The following is a 16,604-nucleotide window of genomic DNA, read 5'->3' on the forward strand; positions in this document are numbered from 1 at the left end:
ATTTCCATAAAAAACAAAATATTACAGCAAAACCCCTTATTTTTTCAATTTTGCTATTGATAATAGTTATTATTAGCGTATAATCAAAACCACTCGGAAGACGTCCTAATCCGAGCCATTAAACAACAGATTTTATCCCCCTCTTCCCCATTATCTCTTGATACTCGGAGTGCGCATATACGAAACATACCTGTTCCCCTTTATATCAGATACTCAAAACCGAAAAACATGAAACCCACTGCCGATACAGTGGGTTTCGTGTTTTGTGGCGTTCGGTTTATCAGGTTTGGCACTGCTGTTCAGGCCGTCTGAAACCGAATAAATCTGATTATCGGCAGGTTTTCATGTTCAATTTGCCATAACGGCCGACAATGTTTCTGATGTCTTGGGCATCGCGCTCGTCGACCGCCATAAAGACCACGGTCATGCGCGCCACGCTCAAACCGGTATCGGGTGCGCTTCTGTCTTCCTGTTCGACAATGCGCGCGCCGCCGAAACCTGCGCTGGACAAGCGTGAAATCAATACTTGGGCGGAAGAACGGCTGCGTGTTACGTCAATGCTGATTTCGCCGTTGTGAATGCTGCCGCTAAAGCCGCGGCTGCCCAAGGCATCCAGCTGGGCGGAAGTGTCGCCGTCGGCAGGTAAGACCACGCGGAAGGTTTTGGAAGCAGTCTCGCCACCGGATGCGCCGTTGCGTTTTTCGATACTGCGGCTGGCTGCATGAGGCCATTTGCCCAATAGGCCTTTGATGCGGTGGTAATCGTCTTCATCCATCACTACGGTGGCGCTGCTGGTACACAAGCGTTCCACGCCGGCCGCGCCCATCTCTTCTTCAGCGGCGCGGCGTTCTTGCGCTTCTTTCTCGCGGCGCATTTTTTCTTTTTTCTCTTTTAACTGCTGCGCTTCTTGCTTTTTACGCAAGGCTTCTGCTTCTTCGGATTCAGGTTCGGCCATAATCAGGCCGTCTGATTCAACCACCACCCAATCGGGTTGCGATGCCTGCCGAGGCTCGGCTTTAGGCGCGTCCAAAGAAGACGGGCGCAATAATTCGTGCGTACCGCCTTCCAAGGAAGATTCGGGTTTGGCGGTTTTATGTTGTGTCCGATAGGCAACCATGCTGCCAAAAACAATGATGTTGAGTGCGACCAAGACCGCAAACAGCCATTTCATGATGCGTTTTCCTTTTTATTGTCCGTTGCGATGGGCAATCCAATGCAAGAGCCCGTGAATCACGAGATTATCGACGATTTTCACTTGATTGTCATGAACGAATGACTCCGGCAGCGCCTGTACGACTCTGGCCGCGCCGCCGCCCGTGATAATAATATCGACCGGTTTGCCCTCGCCCGTTTTGTCTTTCAGACGGCCATGCATCATCATCAACGCGCCGCAAACGGCATCCATCATGCCGCTGGCAATGGCGTTCGGCGTTGTGGTTGGGAACGGATATACCTTGCCGATGGGGCGGTTGAGGTTGGCGGTCTTGAGCGCCATCGCCTCTTTCATTAAGTGGAAACCGGGCATGATGGTGCCGCCGAGATAATGATTGTCTTCTGTCAGCGCGTCGGTAGTTACAGCGGTGCCGCAGCTGACGACGACGCAGGCGTTTTGCGTAAAGCGGCGGCTGCCCAGCGCATTAAACCAACGGTCGGAACCATGTTCTTCAGGGCGGCGGTAATGGTTGCGGATACCCAAAGCCTGAGGCATGGAAGACAACCATTCGACCGGACGGGTTAATTGTTCTTCAACCATCGCTTTTTTGACCGAACCGCACACGGCGCAACCGACAATCTTCACATCATCATCATCGGCAAATTGCAGCCATTCTTCACCTAGCTGGGTCAAATCACGATATGGCGCGCGGCCGACTTCAGAAAATGTGCCGTTCTCTACCCATGCCCATTTCAACTGACTGTTGCCGCCGTCCAGCAGCAAAAAGCGTTCCGGCTTGGCGGCGGCAGGTTGTGCCGGACGATTATCCGGACGCAAGCTGATCTCGCCGCTGACAATGGTTTTCTCGCCATTGTCGGTCAACAAACGCAACGCGCCTTGCGCATCCACGCCTTTGACTACGCCTTCATGAACAATGCGCCCTTCTTGAAGCAGCAATACCGGCCTGCCTGTGTCGCGGTTGGCGGCATCGTATTCGCCGACACATGACGCAAATCCGTTTTGCGCGTATTCGCTCAACAGCGCATCAAGTTGCGCCAACACCGCATTCAACAAGGTTTTGACGCTTACGCCCTGCTTAGAGGCCGTCTGAAACAAGGCCTGCACGGAAGTGGCGTTTTCAACTTCTTTCGGCAATACAAAATTGATGCCGATGCCGATGACGGCGACAGTCTTATTCTCTACCCGAGCCGTTTCAATCAAAATACCGGCCAATTTATCGTTGGCCACGACCAAATCGTTCGGCCACTTGATATTTACGTCCAAACCGATATCGGCAAGCGCACGGCGGCAAGCCAATGCCACCACCAACGCCAGCGAACCCAGCTCATACTGCGGCTTGTCAAACGCCCAGCCCAAGCTGAACATCAAACATTCACCCTGTCGGTTGACCCAACTTCGCCCTTGCCGTCCACGTCCTTTGGTTTGGAAGTGCGCCACACACAAGGCCTTATGCGCCAAATCTGCCGACTGGCGCGCCAAAGCCATGATTTCATCGTTGCTGGACGAACATTCGTGTTTCAACTGCGCACGAAAACCCTGTTTTCCGGCCATTTGTTGCAAAGATTCTTCGGCAAACACAGCCAAAGGGCGCACCAAGCGCCATTGCCCGTCATGCTGGCGCAGCAAACCGCGGATATGCCCCGGCATCTGCTGCCAGAATCCGTTTAATTGTTGCGGCTTCATCCCGGCCGCACGCGCCAACTGAGAAACGTGTTGCGGCAGGCCGTCTGAAAGCGCGGCGAGCAAGGCCCAATGGCGGCTGTTCAAATCCGTCATTCGCCTTCTCCGGCCTCGCGGATTTTCGCCAAAGTTTTGGTGGTCGAAGTCTGGTGTAAAAACGGAATCGAAAATACTTTGCCGCCACGCGCAAACGTCTCGGCAGCACCGACAATCTTATCCACAGGCCAATCGCCGCCTTTAATCAACACATCGGGTTTGACCATTTCAATCAACGCGGCCGGCGTGTCGTCATCAAACCATGTGACCAAATCCACGCTCGCCAATGCCGCTGCCACTGCCGCGCGGTTTTCCAAAGGATTAATCGGGCGGTCGTCTCCTTTGCCCTGACGGCGCACCGAAGCATCGGTATTCAACGCCAATACCAAAGCCGCACCGGCCGATCGCGCCTGCGCCAGATACGTTACATGGCCTCGGTGAAGAATATCGAAACAGCCGTTGGTAAACACCAGCGGACGGGGCAATGCCGCCAAACGCTCCGCCAGCTTTTCGGGCGGACAGATTTTGGATTCGAATTCTGGAGCTGACCATTCGGACATGATGCGGTTCCTTTGGAAATAAAACAGAAAATAATCGGGGTATTATAAAGGATAACGGCGAAACACCATAAAAAGATACCGAACGGTACGATATTCGGGCTTGACTGCGTATTCATCGGCATTTGACAGACACCGCAGACGCCGTTTTTGCCGTTGCCATGATGAAACGATTTGATGAATACTGTTTTTGAAAACCAATAAACTTGAATAAAATTCAGGGCATAAACGGAAAAAAGCCTGCATACAATATGCAGGCTTTCATCTGGGGTGGCTGATGGGGCTCGAACCCACGACAACTGGAATCACAATCCAGGGCTCTACCAACTGAGCTACAGCCACCGTAAAAATTGGCACGCCCGACAGGAATCGAACCTGTAACCCCCGACTTAGAAGGTCGGTGCTCTATCCGGTTGAGCTACGGGCGCTCATGCCGATTCGTGCTTAGAATTTTGTGGTCGGGGCGGTGGGATTCGAACTCACGACCCTCTGCTCCCAAAGCAGATGCGCTAACCGGGCTGCGCTACGCCCCGACTGAAGACCCGAACTATACAGACCCTTTTCATCCCGGTCAACACTTACTTTGCTTTATTTTGCTATTTTTTATTTATCTTATTATTTTTAATCATTATTTATTTTTATGTTTCGTCATCGGGGTTACTCTTTTGTGTCAGGCCGTCTGAAAAATGCGATAATTTGAACGCAATATTTGTCCCTATTTAGAAGGAAAATCATGACTGCTCAACTTATAGACGGAAAAAAAATCTCCCAGCAACGCATCGAGGCGGTCGCGCAGGCGGTAAAGGCGCGCCAGGAAAAAGGTTTGCACACGCCTTGTTTGGCGGTGGTATTGGTCGGCGACGACCCTGCCAGCGCGGTTTATGTACGCAATAAAAAACTGGCCTGCCAAAAAAGCGGCATCGAATCACGTTCTTATGAGCTGCCGTCTGAAACCACGCAAGACGATTTGCTGAAACTGGTGGACGAATTGAACGGCGACCCTGCCGTCGACGGTATTTTGGTGCAACTGCCACTGCCGGCACACATCGACAGCCAAGCGGTTTTGGAACGTATCGAGCCGCATAAAGATGTGGACGGCTTCCACCCTTACAACGTCGGCCGCCTGGTCGTTAAAATGCCGCTGATGCGCCCTTGCACACCCAAAGGCGTGATGACTTTGTTGGAAGCCTACGGCATCGACCCGAAAGGCAAAAAAGCCGTGATTGTCGGCGCATCCAATATTGTCGGCCGCCCGCAGGCGTTGGAATTGCTGCTGTCCCGCGCGACGGTAACCATCTGCCACAGCGCCACGCAAAACCTTGCCGATGAAGTTGCCGCCGCAGATATTTTGGTGGTCGGCGTGGGCATTCCGAATTTTGTTAAAGGCGAATGGGTCAAACCCGGCGCCGTTGTTATCGATGTGGGCATCAACCGCTTGGACGATGGCGGCCTGTGCGGCGACGTGGAGTTTGACGTTGCCAAAGAACGTGCGTCCATGATTACGCCCGTTCCCGGCGGCGTCGGCCCGATGACGATTGCCACTTTGTTGGAAAACACGCTACACGCGGCCTCATTGCACGATTAACCGCCGTCATTAAATTAGGCCGTCTGAACATGTTTTTTCAGACGGCCTGACCTGTTTTTTTTGTTTTTTTACCTTATCGGCTTCACATGTCCTTACTCGCTTCCCACACCGACAACCCGACTTTCCGCAATGCTTCCTATATCCTGATGGGTTTGGCTTTGCTGATTGTCTTGCACTACCATCTGCTGCCGCTGCTGCTGTCGGCTATCCTGACCTATATCTTTATTACGCGCACCAACGGCGTCATCCTCAAACTCCGCCGCCGTGTTTTGCCGCGCAACACGCGGCTGCATAAATCGCTCAATGCGCACAATATCAACCTGATTTCCACCACGCTGACGCTGGCCATCGTGTTCAGCATCATTGCGATGATGTCTTTGGGCATTTACCACCTGATACACGGCGGCCATGTCGGCTTTATGCTGGCCAAACTGGCGGCGATTTTGGAAGACACCAAAAACAGCCAAGACCTGCCTGCGGCCATTCTCAATATGCTGCCCAACAATATGGCCGAAATCAAAGCCTCGGCAATCAAGCTGATTGACGAATACCGCGCCGCGCTGACCCGCATCAGTAAAAACAGCATCACGTCCTTCGTGTACATCCTCATCGGCATCATCATCGGCGCCATGCTCAGTTTCCACCGCCTGAAAATGCGCAAAAACCGCCGTAAAATGCCGCTGTTTAAAGCCGAATTGGTGCAACGCATCGTCACTTTTGAAACCAGCTTTGAACGCGTGTTCCTCGCCCAAGTTAAAATCTCTCTGATTGACACCTTCCTGACCGGCCTGTACCTTTACTTGGTTTTGCCGCTGTTCGGCGTTGACCTGCCGTTTAAAATGACCGTCCTGATCGTCGCCTTTATCGTTGGCCTAATTCCGGTGGCAGGCAACCTGATTTCCAACACCATCATCATTATTTTGAGCCTCGGCGCATCGCTTTACGTCGCACTCTCCTCGCTGGTTTTCCTTGTTGTCATCCATAAGCTCGAATATTTCCTCAACGCTAAAATCATCGGCTCGGAAATCGAATCCAGCGCGTGGGAATTGCTGGTGGCAATGGTCGTCTTTGAACGCATTTTCGGCATCGGCGGCATCATCGTCGCGCCGGTTTATTACGCCTATTTGAAAAACGAATTGAAACTGCGAAAATTGATTTAATCAGTTGCATTTATACACATCAAAGGCCGTCTGAAAACGACAATCGGGTTTTCAGACGGCCTTTGCTTTACCTTTTCTTACACTTTACGGCATAATGGCAACCACGCATTTCTAGAAGAAAGATAAACAATGTCAACCAAAACCCCTTCCCTATTCGGCGGCGCGATGATTATCGCCGGTACGGTTATCGGCGCAGGCATGCTTGCCAACCCGACCGCCACCTCCGGCGTATGGTTTACCGGCTCGCTGGCCGTGTTGCTGTACACCTGGTTTTCCATGCTCTCCAGCGGCCTGATGATTTTGGAAGTCAACACCCATTATCCGCACGGTGCCAGCTTCGACACCATGGTTAAAGACCTGCTCGGCCCGGCTTGGAACGTCATCAACGGCATTGCCGTCGCTTTCGTTTTATACCTGCTCACCTACGCCTACATCTTCGTCGGCGGCGACCTGACCGCCAAAGGCATCGGCAGCGCGGTAGGCGGCGAAATCTCGCTCACCGTCGGCCAACTCGTCTTCTTCGGCATTCTCGCCTTTTGCGTTTGGGCATCCGCACGCTTGGTTGACCGCTTTACCAGTATCCTCATCGGCGGCATGGTACTCACCTTCATCTGGGCAACCGGCGGCCTGATTGCCGATGCCAAAATGCCTGTCCTGTTCGACACCCAAGCCCCTTCCGGCACCAGCTACTGGATTTATGTTGCCACCGCCCTGCCCGTCTGCCTTGCCTCATTCGGCTTCCACGGCAACGTTTCCAGCCTGCTCAAATACTTTAAAGGCGACGCGCCCAAAGTGGCCAAATCCCTGTGGTCGGGTACGCTGATTGCCTTGGTGATTTACGTCCTCTGGCAAATCGCCATCCAAGGCAACCTGCCGCGCAGCGAGTTTGCACCGGTTATCGCCGCCGAAGGCCAAGTTTCCGTCCTGATCGAAACGCTGTCCAAGTTCGCCCAAACCGGCAATATGGACAAAGTGTTGACCCTGTTCTCCTACATGGCGATTGCAACGTCCTTCCTCGGCGTAACGCTCGGCCTGTTCGACTACATCGCCGACATCTTCAAATGGAACGACAGCATCTCCGGCCGCACCAAAACCGCCGCGCTGACCTTCCTGCCGCCTTTGATTTCCTGCCTGCTCTTCCCTACCGGCTTCGTTACCGCCATCGGCTACGTCGGTCTGGCCGCAACCATCTGGACAGGCATCATCCCCGCCATGCTGCTCTACCGCTCGCGACATAAATTCGGCGTCGGCAAAAACTACAAAGTTTACGGCGGATTCTGGCTGATGGTTTGGGTCTTCCTCTTCGGCATCATCAACATTGCCGCCCAAATATTAAGCCAAATGGAGCTCGTTCCCGTATTTAAAGGTTAAATTCCCTTAAGGCCGTCTGAAACACCCTCTTTCAGACGGCCTAATTCATTATTTTCCGCTACAATACCCCCTTTCCCCCAACGAACACCGTCCATGTACGACAATATCCGTTTCCATCTCGACGAAGACTACCCCGACCAGCTCCCGCCCGAAAACGCCGCCACCCACATCGGCATGTACTGGCAATGGGCGGCGCAGGCAGGCCTCGTCAACCCCGTCTGGCAAACCGCCCTCGAAACCGCGGCCGACTTCGCGGCCATGACCTCGGGCAAAATCAGCGGACGGCACTTCCTGCTCAAACACATGGACGGCGCACTGACGGCGGACGACTTTACCGAACTCGGCCAACGGTTTACCGAGTTCTACTACACCGACGAAGAAGACGGCTACGGCGCATTTATGGAAGACTACGTCCTCGCCCTCGACACATCCTCGCTCGGCGGCTTCTACCACGTCAAAAACACCCTGGAAACCTTCGCCAAACTGACACCCGTTTTTCAGACGGCCTTTGAAAAATGGAAAAGCAGTTTGAAAGCAGAAAAATAAGAGCCCACACCATGAAACTCATCATCCTCGACCGCGACGGCGTCATCAACCAAGACCGCGACGATTTCGTCAAATCCGTTGACGAATGGATTCCCATCGAAGGCAGCATGGATGCCATCGCCTTTTTAACGCAGGCTGGCTACACCATCGCCGTGGCCACCAACCAATCCGGTATCGGCCGCAAATACTTTACCGTGCAAGACCTAACCGAAATGCACGCGAAAATGCACCGCCTTGCCGTTCAAGCAGGCGGCACCATCGACGGCATTTGGTTTTGCCCGCACACTGCTGCCGACAACTGCGAATGCCGCAAACCCAAGCCCGGCATGATTATCGACATCATCGAACGCTTCAAGGCCAATGCCGCCGAAACCTGGCTGGTCGGAGACAGCCTGCGCGACCTGCAAGCCATTGATGCCGCAGGCGGCAAATCCGCGCTCGTCCTGACCGGCAAAGGCAAAAAAACGCTGGCCAAACACGAGCAAGACCTGCCCGAACACACCCAAGTCTTCGACAACCTGCTGGCTTTTTCGCAATACATCATGCGTGAAAACACACAAATCGAAGAAGCCGCGCAAGCTATCCTATAAACGACAAGGCCGTCTGAAACCAGCCGACAACGGTGTTCAGACGGCCTTCAAACGACAGACTTTTCCCCGATATGCTGATTATCCGCAACCTGATTTACTGGTTCATCCTTTCCTCTAGCATTATTTTGCTGTTCCCCTTTATGCTGCTCGCCCTGCCCTTCCAAGGCGGCGCGCACAAAATGGCGCAAGTTTGGGTGCGTATCCTCAACTGGTCGCTCAAGCACATCATCGGCTTAAACTACACCTTAAGCGGCGCGGAAAACATTCCCGACCACCCCGCCATCATTTGCTCCAAACACCAAAGCGGCTGGGAAACCCTCGCCCTACAAGAGATTTTTCCGCCTCAAGTCTATGTTGCCAAACGCGAACTTTTCAAAATCCCTTTCTTCGGCTGGGGCTTGAAGCTGGTCAAAACCATCGGCATCGACCGCAGCAACAGCCGCGAAGCCAACAAACAACTCTTAGAACAAGGCCTTGCGCGTAAAAACGAAGGCTATTGGATTACCATTTTCCCCGAAGGCACACGCCTGCCGCCTGGTGAAAAAGGCCGCTACAAGCTCGGCGGCGCGCGCATGGCAAAAATGTTTGAGATGGACATCGTCCCCGTTGCGCTCAACAGCGGCGAGTTTTGGCCGCGCAACTCCTTCCTCAAATACCCCGGTACGGTCAGCGTCATCATCGGCAAACCCATTGCCCACAACAACGGCAATGAAGCCGAACTCATGGCCCAATGCGAGCAATGGATTGAAAGCCAGCAGCCCCTGATTACCGGACAAGGCCCGTTCGCCCCCAAAACCAAATAAATCATTCCATCGGGTGGGCCGCTATGCCCTCCCTTTTCACTCAAACACCATGCCCCGCCTCCATACCCATACCCTTTCAGACGGCCTCACCATTCATATCCAGCTCAAACGCAGCGCCAAGAAAAACCTCATCTTGCGCCCCGTTTCCGCCGATACCGTCAGCATCAATATCCCTCCGTTTGTTACCCAGCACACCTTTACCCAATGGCTGAACGACAACGAAGCCATCCTGCGCCGTACCTTAAACAAAGCACCGGCCCGACAAACACCCACCGACACGCTTCCCGAATGGATTTGGTATCAAGGCGTTCAGACGGCCTTGTCCGTCCATGCAGCAAACCACATCCAAATCAGGCCGTCTGAAATCCTGTTGCCCGAAAAAGAAAACGCCGCCCAACTCACCCATTTGCGCCGTTTCCTACACGAGCGTGCGCACGAATATCTGCTGCCACGCCTCGAAGGCCATACCCGAACCACCCGCCTGACTCCGAGCGCCATTTCCCTTTCCAACGCCAAAACTTTCTGGGGCGTTTGCCGCCACACCACCGGCATCCGCCTCAACTGGCGGCTCATCGGTGCGCCCGAATATGTCGCCGACTACGTCTGCCTGCACGAACTCGCCCACCTGCGCCATCCCGACCACAGCCCTGCGTTTTGGGCTCTGACACACTCGCTCACGCCGCATGTCGACCAAGCCGAACAATGGCTGAAGGCGCACGGCAGCGAATTGTTCCGTCTCGGCTAAGTCTTATCCGGCAGCATTTTTCTGCAAGCAAACACCAGCCCAAAGCAAAGAATCAACGCCCTCCAAACAAATCATGTAGCCGCACGTAAAATCAGGTTTATCCGCTTGCCGCCACTCATACCTACCGATAAGATGATGCCATTCTCAAAACCCTTTTCAGAAAGGAAAACCGATGACCAAAGCAAAATCGTTACTGGCCACCGGCATTTTGGCTCTTTTCTCCGCCACGGCATTCGCCTCCCCGCTGCCTTCCGAAATCTACCGTCCGGCAGGCGCGCACACCATCAAAGCCGATCATCAAGGCGACGGCGAATTTGAATACGAAGCCGAACTTTCCGGCCAACGCAATTCCATTCCTTCCTTGGCCAAAAAAGTGATCGCCCACGCGCGCAGCAAAGGTTTCCATGTGGTTGAGTCTGAAATCAAACACGACGATGCCGATCTGAAATTCAAACGCGGCAAACAAGAGCTGGACGTTTCCATCGAAGACAAAGGCCAAGGCCGTATCGAATACAAAGCCGATTTAGATTTGGACAAAAACTAAATCCGACTCGCAAACAAAGGCCGTCTGAAATCCCATCGGTTTTCAGACAGCCTTTTGTCATCTTTATCAGATATAATGGCACTCGGTTTGTAAAATTTCCGACTCAAAACATTGTACAATCTGCCCACTTATACCGATAACATCCCAAACATTGCCATGAAAAAACGTCTGCTCCTCCTCGCCATCCTTCCCCTTTCCCTTCACGCCGCCGATGTGCCGCCTGATGTGAAACCCGAGCTTCAAGTCAACACAGCCGAACCCCAACAACCCGAAACGCACAACATTCCTGCCGAGCAGACAAACAGGCCGTCTGAAAAAATCATCAACGTCGATGCCGATACCCTGCTTGCCAACACCGAATTACTGGCACGCGCCATGTATTCCGCCGTCGTCGCCCACAACATCCCCGGCATCAAAGCCGTTTTGCCCATTTACGAACAATGGCCAGAACACGACCGCGCCATGGCACGCTATGCCAAAGGTTTGCTTGCCCAATCCGAAGGACGCGCCGCCGAAGCCATCGGCCATTACCGCCGCTTTATCGCCGAGCAACCCGATGCCTCCGCCGTCCGCTGGCAGCTTGCGACCGCCTTGTTTGAAGACAAACAAAACGAAGCCGCAGCCGACCAGTTCGACAAACTACAAACCGAATCCCTCCCGCCTGCCTTGCAAGAACGCATCGAAACCTACCGCAAAGCCCTGCGCGAACGCGACTCATGGCAATTCAACGCCGGCCTGAACATCACGCGCGAACAAAACATCAACCAAGCCCCCGGCCAACGCCGTCTGGGCAACCACCTGAGCGATGAACAATGCCGCGCCGTGCGCCTTGCCTATCCCGACGACGACTGCTTCCGAGGCTGGACATTCCCCGAACCCATCGATGCCACTGCCATCCATTACCAAATCGGCGCAGAAAAAAAATGGTCGCTGCCCCGCGGCTTCTATGCCACGGCAGGCGCAGACCATTACGGCAAAATCTATCCCAAACACACCAACTACAACGACCTCACCACACGCTTTTCGGCAGGCATCGGCTATGCCGACCAGCGCAACGATATCGGCATTACCCCGTTCCACGAACGCCGCTTCTACGGCAACGACCCCTACACCTACACCAACGGCGCACGCCTCCACTACAACCATTGGTGGCAACCCAAGCTGCAAACCCTCAGCGCATTTGAAGCAGGCCGTCTGAAAAACGGCCGCCGCGAGCATTCCAACAACACCAGCCAACTGCTCAGCAACTCCATCGTGTACTACCGCAACGCGCGCCAATACTGGGTAGCCGGTATCGACCTCTACCGCGAACGCAACCGCGACGACAAAAGCGACAGCTTCAACCGCTACGCCCTGCGCACCACATGGGGACAAGAATGGCCCAAAGGCCTCTCCACCGTCCTACGCCTCAGCGCCGCCCAACGCCATTACCAAGCCCCCAGCTTCTTCAGCAACGAACAAAACCGCCGCGACAAAGAAGCCTCCGCCTCCCTGAGCGTATGGCATCGCGCCCTCCATTTCAAAGGCATCACCCCACGCCTGACCATTGCCCACAACAAAACATGGAGCAACGACAAGTTCTACGAATACGGCAAAACCAAAATGTTTGTCGAATTGAGCAAAACGTTCTGACAAGCAGAACCAATCTGTGAAGAAAGCAAGAATGCCTGTTCTGCATACTGATTTACAAGACAGATTCAAACTTTTACAGATACCGAATCAATAGATTTTTTAAGGCACAACGCCTTATTAAATTCATATTTATCAAATAGATAAAATCCAAGCCAATATCATTTTATCAACGTAACGTACAACACTACATAACGTTACAAAAAAATCAGGCCGTCTGAACATTTTCAGACGGCCTGTATTTTGATAAAAACTCAAAGCCCTTTATTATATAAATGAAATTTTTTATCAGCATTAAATATTAATTTTTACAAATAAACTGATTTTAAATTCCATAAAATAATTTAAATAAAGAAATTTTAGAATAAAATTGCTAAAACAAAAAATCAAGCCTTGTTTAATTCTGCTAAAACCTGTAACCTGTATCAAAAATAAACAAGAGAGTTCATCATGTCCCAACACCACCCTACCGACGATATTAAAATTAAAGAAGTCAAAGAGTTACTCCCTCCAATCGCGCATTTGTATGAGCTGCCTGTTACGCCTCAGGTTGCCAATTTGGTTTATAAAACACGTCATGAGATTTCAGATTTAGTTCACGGCCGCGACAACCGTTTGCTGGTCATCATCGGCCCATGCTCGATTCACGATACTAAGGCGGCGGTAGAATATGCGCAAAAATTGCTGCCCTTGCGCAAAAAATATGAGAAAGAGCTACTGATTGTAATGCGCGTGTATTTTGAAAAACCGCGTACAACCGTTGGCTGGAAAGGTCTGATTAACGATCCGCACTTGGACGGTACGTTTGACATCAACTACGGCCTGCGCCAAGCACGTCAGTTGTTGCTGACTTTGAACGAAATGGGCATGCCTGCTTCGACTGAATTCTTGGACATGATTACGCCGCAATACTACGCCGACCTGATTTCTTGGGGCGCGATTGGGGCGCGTACGACTGAAAGCCAGGTACACCGCGAATTGGCCAGCGGCCTCTCCTGCCCTGTCGGTTTTAAAAACGGTACGGACGGCAATCTGAAAATCGCCATCGACGCCATCGGTGCCGCCAATCATCCGCACCACTTCCTGTCTGTAACCAAAGCCGGTCATTCCGCGATTGTCCACACCAGCGGCAATCCTGACTGCCATGCGATTTTGCGTGGCGGTAAAGAGCCTAATTACAGCGCGGAGCACGTTAAAGACGCGGTTGCGCAGCTTCAAAAAGCCGGCGTGAGCAGCAAACTGATGGTGGACTGCAGCCATGCCAACAGCCGTAAAGACTTCCGCAAACAAATGGATGTAGCGCGCGATGTTGCGGCGCAGCTGAAAGCCGGTGAAGAAAACATCATGGGCGTGATGGTCGAAAGCCACTTGGTTGAAGGCCGTCAAGACAAGCCTGAAGTTTACGGTCAAAGTATTACGGATGCCTGCATCGGTTGGGATACGACTGAAGAATTACTGGCCCTACTTGCCGAAGCGAAAGGTTACCAAGCATAAGTGCGAAACCATTAAAAAGACCGGATATGTTCCGGTCTTTTTTGTGCCTGTTATTTTGATTTCCTTGCTCATATTTATAATAAAAACAGTATTTTAAGAAAAAATCAGGCCGTCTGAAACAATTAAAAGACAGTTTCAGACGGCCTACTCAATCCGGTTATGCCGCACCAACGCTATACGTTTCGCCCTTGCTGTCCGCTTGGCCGACAATGGTAGCAACGGCAGCGGCCAAGCCGTTGCGCGTCATGTATTTTTGCGGAATTTCTTGGGCATTTTGTGTCAAGGTATAGGCATTATCTTCTCCATCGGCAAGGCCGCAGGGGCGCAAGATAGTCCAATTCAAACCGCTTTGTTTGAGATAGATTTCGGCTTCTGTTTTGGCACGGACAGCTTCGCCGAGTGCCTGTTTGAACGACTCGCTCATCATGTCCCATTGTTCGCCGCAGCCCATGCTGGTAATCAATACAAAGCGGGCTTGCGGATTGACGGCTTTCGTAGCGGCAATGATGTTGATATTACCCAGCGCATCGCTGCGGATGCCCTCTTCGTTTTTGCCGCCGACAAAACTGATCACGGTATCGGGACGGTATTGTGCCAACGCTTTATCGAGCGCGTCGGCATCAAGCGCATCGGCAACGACGGTTTGAATATTGTATTCGGCAAAAAAGCTGTCTTCAGACGGCCTTCTCAATACGGCGACGGTATCGGCTGAGTCAGTCAATGTGCGGATATAGGCGCGACCGGACGGGCCGTTGGCTCCGAAGATGAGTTGCATGTTTAGGGTTCCTTTGTATGGTAGATGTTTATTGTTAGAAAATCCGCTCCTCTATGCAACAAGGAACGGATTATCAGGCCGTCTGAAACCGTTTAAGCGGCATCAAACAGTTTTCGCATGGCTTCGATTTGGTGTTGTTTCAACTCGCCTGCTTCGTCGCGACCAACAAAAATTTTAAACATGGCGCCGCCGTTGCGGTTGATAAAGTTGAGCGAGCAAGTGGCTTTACCCATGAACGGGCGTTCCAAAAGGTAGATGGAGGCGCAGTTTTCATAGTAGATGTGGCCGTGTACGCCGCCGTCGGTTTCAGGATGGTCAAAGTTGTAGAAACCGCGGCCGACTTTGCCGTTTGGCAGTTTACCGCTGACTTCGACGATGGCATCGGGGGTGTGGGCGATGAAGGTAACGGATTCATCCCATGCGGCAACGGCTTGGAGGATTTCGACTATGCGGCTGCCTTCTGTTTGGCGCACGTTCTCTTCTGGCAGACAGCGGATAACGTCTTCAAAACTGCATTGGTTTTGCGCGGCCAGCATTTCCAGCACTTGGCCGGGATTTTTTTCCAATAATTGACGCAACATGGTTTGTTGTTCGGCTGAAAGTTTTTGCATGGTTGGATCCTTTTCTTGAGTTGGAAGAGTGAGCATGAGTTTGCGGATAAGGGTGGGCGACCAATAACGGCCGCTGGTATTCAAACGGATAAGGCCGTCTGAATCGGGTTCTTTAAAAAGCTGCATTTCCTGCCATTGGGCAATCAGCTTTTGCGCTGCTTTGTTGCCGTCGAACAATAATGGATTCAGACGGCCTGTTTCAATATCGTGCTGAACTTTGCTGAGCAGTGCTTTATTTGGACTATGGCCGCTCATAAACGCGATGTTTTTCTCGCCTTTCGGCGTAGCAAGATAACTCTCCAAATCGCCCTGCACCTGATAGCTGAAACCGCCGAAGTTACCGCCTGCGCCGGAGCCGAACGCCAAACAGGAAATATCGGATTTGATCAGGGTATTGTAGCGGTTGCGCTCGCCACGGCCGGGATAGGCGAAGTGGCTGTTGCTGACCTGTTCCCAGCCTTTTTCCAGCAGTGTTTCAACCGTGTAGGCATATTGGTCTGCCTGAATATCGAAACCTGGCGGTGTCGGAAATGCGCCTTTTTCAATCATGCGGTTGATGGGCAGCATGGGATAAAGGTTGAACGCGTACGTATCCAAACCAGACAGCGGCAGCTCGGTGGCGCGGGCGATATCGTTTTGCCAAACTTCATCGGTTTGATTGGGTAGGCCGAACATCAAATCGGCCACAATCACGGCATCGAGTTTGCACAATTTTGCCAAATATTCAAACGCCTCGTCGCCGCTGTGTTTGCGGCCGAGACGGTGGCGGATGGCGGTATTGAAGGTTTGCACGCCGATGGAAATGCGGTTGGCCCCTGCTTCGAGACAAGCCTGTGCTTTTTCTAAATCGAAATGGCTCATGCGCCCTTCAATGGTGAACTCGCAATCTTCGGCAAGCGGCAGATATTGGTAGCAGGCACGAATCAGACGGACGAGGTCTTCCGTAAGCAACGCGGTCGGCGTACCGCCCCCGAAATAAACGGCTCGGATTTTGCCCTTGCCTGTACGGACTTCGGCTTCAGCGGCCATTTCTTCGATAATTTTGTCGGTGTACACGCTGCTTTGGCTGTCCTTCCACGCATTACGGTAGAAGCCGCAAAAAACGCAATGGTTGGCGCAAAATGGAATATGCAGATAAGCAAGCGCATCCACATCGGTGGCATGGGGAAGCTTTTTCTTCCAAATGTTCTGCCACTGGGGACGCGGCATTGGAACACCGCCCCAAACTGGCATCAATGCCTGACGTTCGGGAAATGCCTTGGGCGCGGATTGTTTCGGAGTCCAAACAAGCTGCTGTACCATGA

Annotated in this window: 15 protein-coding genes and 3 tRNA genes; 10 read left to right on the forward strand and 8 right to left on the reverse strand. The window is 52.5% G+C overall.

Translation table 11 applies throughout. The features are described from left to right. Window positions 1-328: 328 nt before the first annotated feature. The 6 genes from ACTHSW_RS04890 to ACTHSW_RS04915 form a co-directional block, all read right to left on the reverse strand. Complete coding sequence (locus ACTHSW_RS04890; protein ID WP_070647240.1) at window positions 329-1,171, reverse strand: cell division protein; 843 nt, start codon at window positions 1,169-1,171, stop codon at window positions 329-331. Between the two features lie 15 nt (window positions 1,172-1,186). After that, window positions 1,187-2,950, reverse strand: coding sequence for a bifunctional biotin--[acetyl-CoA-carboxylase] ligase/type III pantothenate kinase (locus tag ACTHSW_RS04895; RefSeq protein WP_440373775.1), 1,764 nt, complete (start codon window positions 2,948-2,950; stop codon window positions 1,187-1,189). Then, a complete protein-coding gene (locus tag ACTHSW_RS04900) occupies window positions 2,947-3,453 on the reverse strand; it encodes an adenylyltransferase/cytidyltransferase family protein (protein WP_440373778.1) in 507 nt (168 codons plus the stop codon). The genes ACTHSW_RS04895 and ACTHSW_RS04900 overlap by 4 nt, the downstream gene beginning before the upstream one ends. A 260-nt stretch (window positions 3,454-3,713) precedes the next feature. Further along, window positions 3,714-3,789: transfer RNA gene (locus ACTHSW_RS04905), tRNA-His, on the reverse strand. A 9-nt stretch (window positions 3,790-3,798) separates the two neighbouring features. Next, window positions 3,799-3,875, reverse strand: a tRNA-Arg gene (locus tag ACTHSW_RS04910). A 27-nt stretch (window positions 3,876-3,902) separates the two neighbouring features. Then, window positions 3,903-3,980 (reverse strand) — tRNA-Pro (locus ACTHSW_RS04915). A 200-nt stretch (window positions 3,981-4,180) separates the two neighbouring features. Here ACTHSW_RS04915 and folD point away from each other — a divergent pair. From folD to aroG, 10 genes are all read left to right on the forward strand, one after another. After that, window positions 4,181-5,032: a bifunctional methylenetetrahydrofolate dehydrogenase/methenyltetrahydrofolate cyclohydrolase FolD gene (gene folD, locus ACTHSW_RS04920; protein WP_440373776.1), complete on the forward strand. Its 852-nt coding sequence runs from the start codon at window positions 4,181-4,183 to the stop codon at window positions 5,030-5,032. 86 nt (window positions 5,033-5,118) lie between these two features. Beyond that, entirely contained in the window at window positions 5,119-6,192 is a 1,074-nt protein-coding gene (locus tag ACTHSW_RS04925) for an AI-2E family transporter (protein ID WP_440373777.1), read from the forward strand. A 129-nt stretch (window positions 6,193-6,321) separates the two neighbouring features. Then, window positions 6,322-7,563: an aromatic amino acid transporter gene (locus ACTHSW_RS04930; protein ID WP_107792243.1), complete on the forward strand. Its 1,242-nt coding sequence runs from the start codon at window positions 6,322-6,324 to the stop codon at window positions 7,561-7,563. Between the two features lie 93 nt (window positions 7,564-7,656). Next, window positions 7,657-8,109: a DUF7832 domain-containing protein gene (locus ACTHSW_RS04935; protein ID WP_070460586.1), complete on the forward strand. Its 453-nt coding sequence runs from the start codon at window positions 7,657-7,659 to the stop codon at window positions 8,107-8,109. An 11-nt stretch (window positions 8,110-8,120) separates the two neighbouring features. Beyond that, complete coding sequence (gene gmhB / locus ACTHSW_RS04940; protein WP_039862535.1) at window positions 8,121-8,699, forward strand: D-glycero-beta-D-manno-heptose 1,7-bisphosphate 7-phosphatase; 579 nt, start codon at window positions 8,121-8,123, stop codon at window positions 8,697-8,699. A gap of 71 nt (window positions 8,700-8,770) precedes the next feature. Continuing rightward, on the forward strand, window positions 8,771-9,502 hold the full coding sequence (locus tag ACTHSW_RS04945; RefSeq protein ID WP_070460589.1) for a lysophospholipid acyltransferase family protein: 732 nt from the start codon (window positions 8,771-8,773) through the stop codon (window positions 9,500-9,502). 49 nt (window positions 9,503-9,551) lie between these two features. Next, window positions 9,552-10,247 carry a M48 family metallopeptidase gene (locus tag ACTHSW_RS04950; protein ID WP_070460591.1) on the forward strand — a complete coding sequence of 232 codons (696 nt, stop codon included), beginning with the start codon at window positions 9,552-9,554 and terminating at the stop codon, window positions 10,245-10,247. Between the two features lie 172 nt (window positions 10,248-10,419). Next, entirely contained in the window at window positions 10,420-10,791 is a 372-nt protein-coding gene (locus ACTHSW_RS04955) for a hypothetical protein (RefSeq protein ID WP_070460593.1), read from the forward strand. A gap of 156 nt (window positions 10,792-10,947) precedes the next feature. Then, a complete protein-coding gene (locus tag ACTHSW_RS04960) occupies window positions 10,948-12,423 on the forward strand; it encodes a surface lipoprotein assembly modifier (RefSeq protein WP_070460640.1) in 1,476 nt (491 codons plus the stop codon). Window positions 12,424-12,870: 447 nt separating this feature from the next. After that, window positions 12,871-13,914: a 3-deoxy-7-phosphoheptulonate synthase AroG gene (aroG, locus tag ACTHSW_RS04965; protein WP_003683923.1), complete on the forward strand. Its 1,044-nt coding sequence runs from the start codon at window positions 12,871-12,873 to the stop codon at window positions 13,912-13,914. Window positions 13,915-14,071: 157 nt separating this feature from the next. On the opposite strand, the gene ACTHSW_RS04970 is transcribed toward aroG, so the two are convergent. Further along, window positions 14,072-14,689 (reverse strand): NAD(P)H-binding protein, encoded by a 618-nt coding sequence (locus ACTHSW_RS04970; protein WP_107810915.1) that lies wholly within the window; start codon window positions 14,687-14,689, stop codon window positions 14,072-14,074. 92 nt (window positions 14,690-14,781) lie between these two features. Beyond that, window positions 14,782-16,602, reverse strand: a complete 1,821-nt coding sequence (gene hutW, locus ACTHSW_RS04975) for a heme anaerobic degradation radical SAM methyltransferase ChuW/HutW (RefSeq protein WP_107810914.1) — start codon at window positions 16,600-16,602, stop codon at window positions 14,782-14,784. Window positions 16,603-16,604: the final 2 nt, after the last annotated feature.

The sequence above is a fragment of the Neisseria sp. P0008.S004 genome, from assembly GCF_051962755.1.
Classification (GTDB): domain Bacteria; phylum Pseudomonadota; class Gammaproteobacteria; order Burkholderiales; family Neisseriaceae; genus Neisseria; species Neisseria subflava_A.

Bases quoted from the DNA above. Each gene is read 5' to 3' on its own strand.
- ACTHSW_RS04890 (WP_070647240.1), bottom strand. From the start codon at position 1,171: ATGAAATGGCTGTTTGCGGTCTTGGTCGCACTCAACATCATTGTTTTT.
- ACTHSW_RS04895 (WP_440373775.1), bottom strand. From the start codon at position 2,950: ATGACGGATTTGAACAGCCGCCATTGGGCCTTGCTCGCCGCGCTTTCA.
- folD (WP_440373776.1), top strand. From the start codon at position 4,181: ATGACTGCTCAACTTATAGACGGAAAAAAAATCTCCCAGCAACGCATC.
- ACTHSW_RS04925 (WP_440373777.1), top strand. From the start codon at position 5,119: ATGTCCTTACTCGCTTCCCACACCGACAACCCGACTTTCCGCAATGCT.
- ACTHSW_RS04930 (WP_107792243.1), top strand. From the start codon at position 6,322: ATGTCAACCAAAACCCCTTCCCTATTCGGCGGCGCGATGATTATCGCC.
- ACTHSW_RS04935 (WP_070460586.1), top strand. From the start codon at position 7,657: ATGTACGACAATATCCGTTTCCATCTCGACGAAGACTACCCCGACCAG.
- gmhB (WP_039862535.1), top strand. From the start codon at position 8,121: ATGAAACTCATCATCCTCGACCGCGACGGCGTCATCAACCAAGACCGC.
- ACTHSW_RS04945 (WP_070460589.1), top strand. From the start codon at position 8,771: ATGCTGATTATCCGCAACCTGATTTACTGGTTCATCCTTTCCTCTAGC.
- ACTHSW_RS04950 (WP_070460591.1), top strand. From the start codon at position 9,552: ATGCCCCGCCTCCATACCCATACCCTTTCAGACGGCCTCACCATTCAT.
- ACTHSW_RS04955 (WP_070460593.1), top strand. From the start codon at position 10,420: ATGACCAAAGCAAAATCGTTACTGGCCACCGGCATTTTGGCTCTTTTC.
- ACTHSW_RS04960 (WP_070460640.1), top strand. From the start codon at position 10,948: ATGAAAAAACGTCTGCTCCTCCTCGCCATCCTTCCCCTTTCCCTTCAC.
- aroG (WP_003683923.1), top strand. From the start codon at position 12,871: ATGTCCCAACACCACCCTACCGACGATATTAAAATTAAAGAAGTCAAA.
- ACTHSW_RS04970 (WP_107810915.1), bottom strand. From the start codon at position 14,689: ATGCAACTCATCTTCGGAGCCAACGGCCCGTCCGGTCGCGCCTATATC.
- hutW (WP_107810914.1), bottom strand. From the start codon at position 16,602: ATGGTACAGCAGCTTGTTTGGACTCCGAAACAATCCGCGCCCAAGGCA.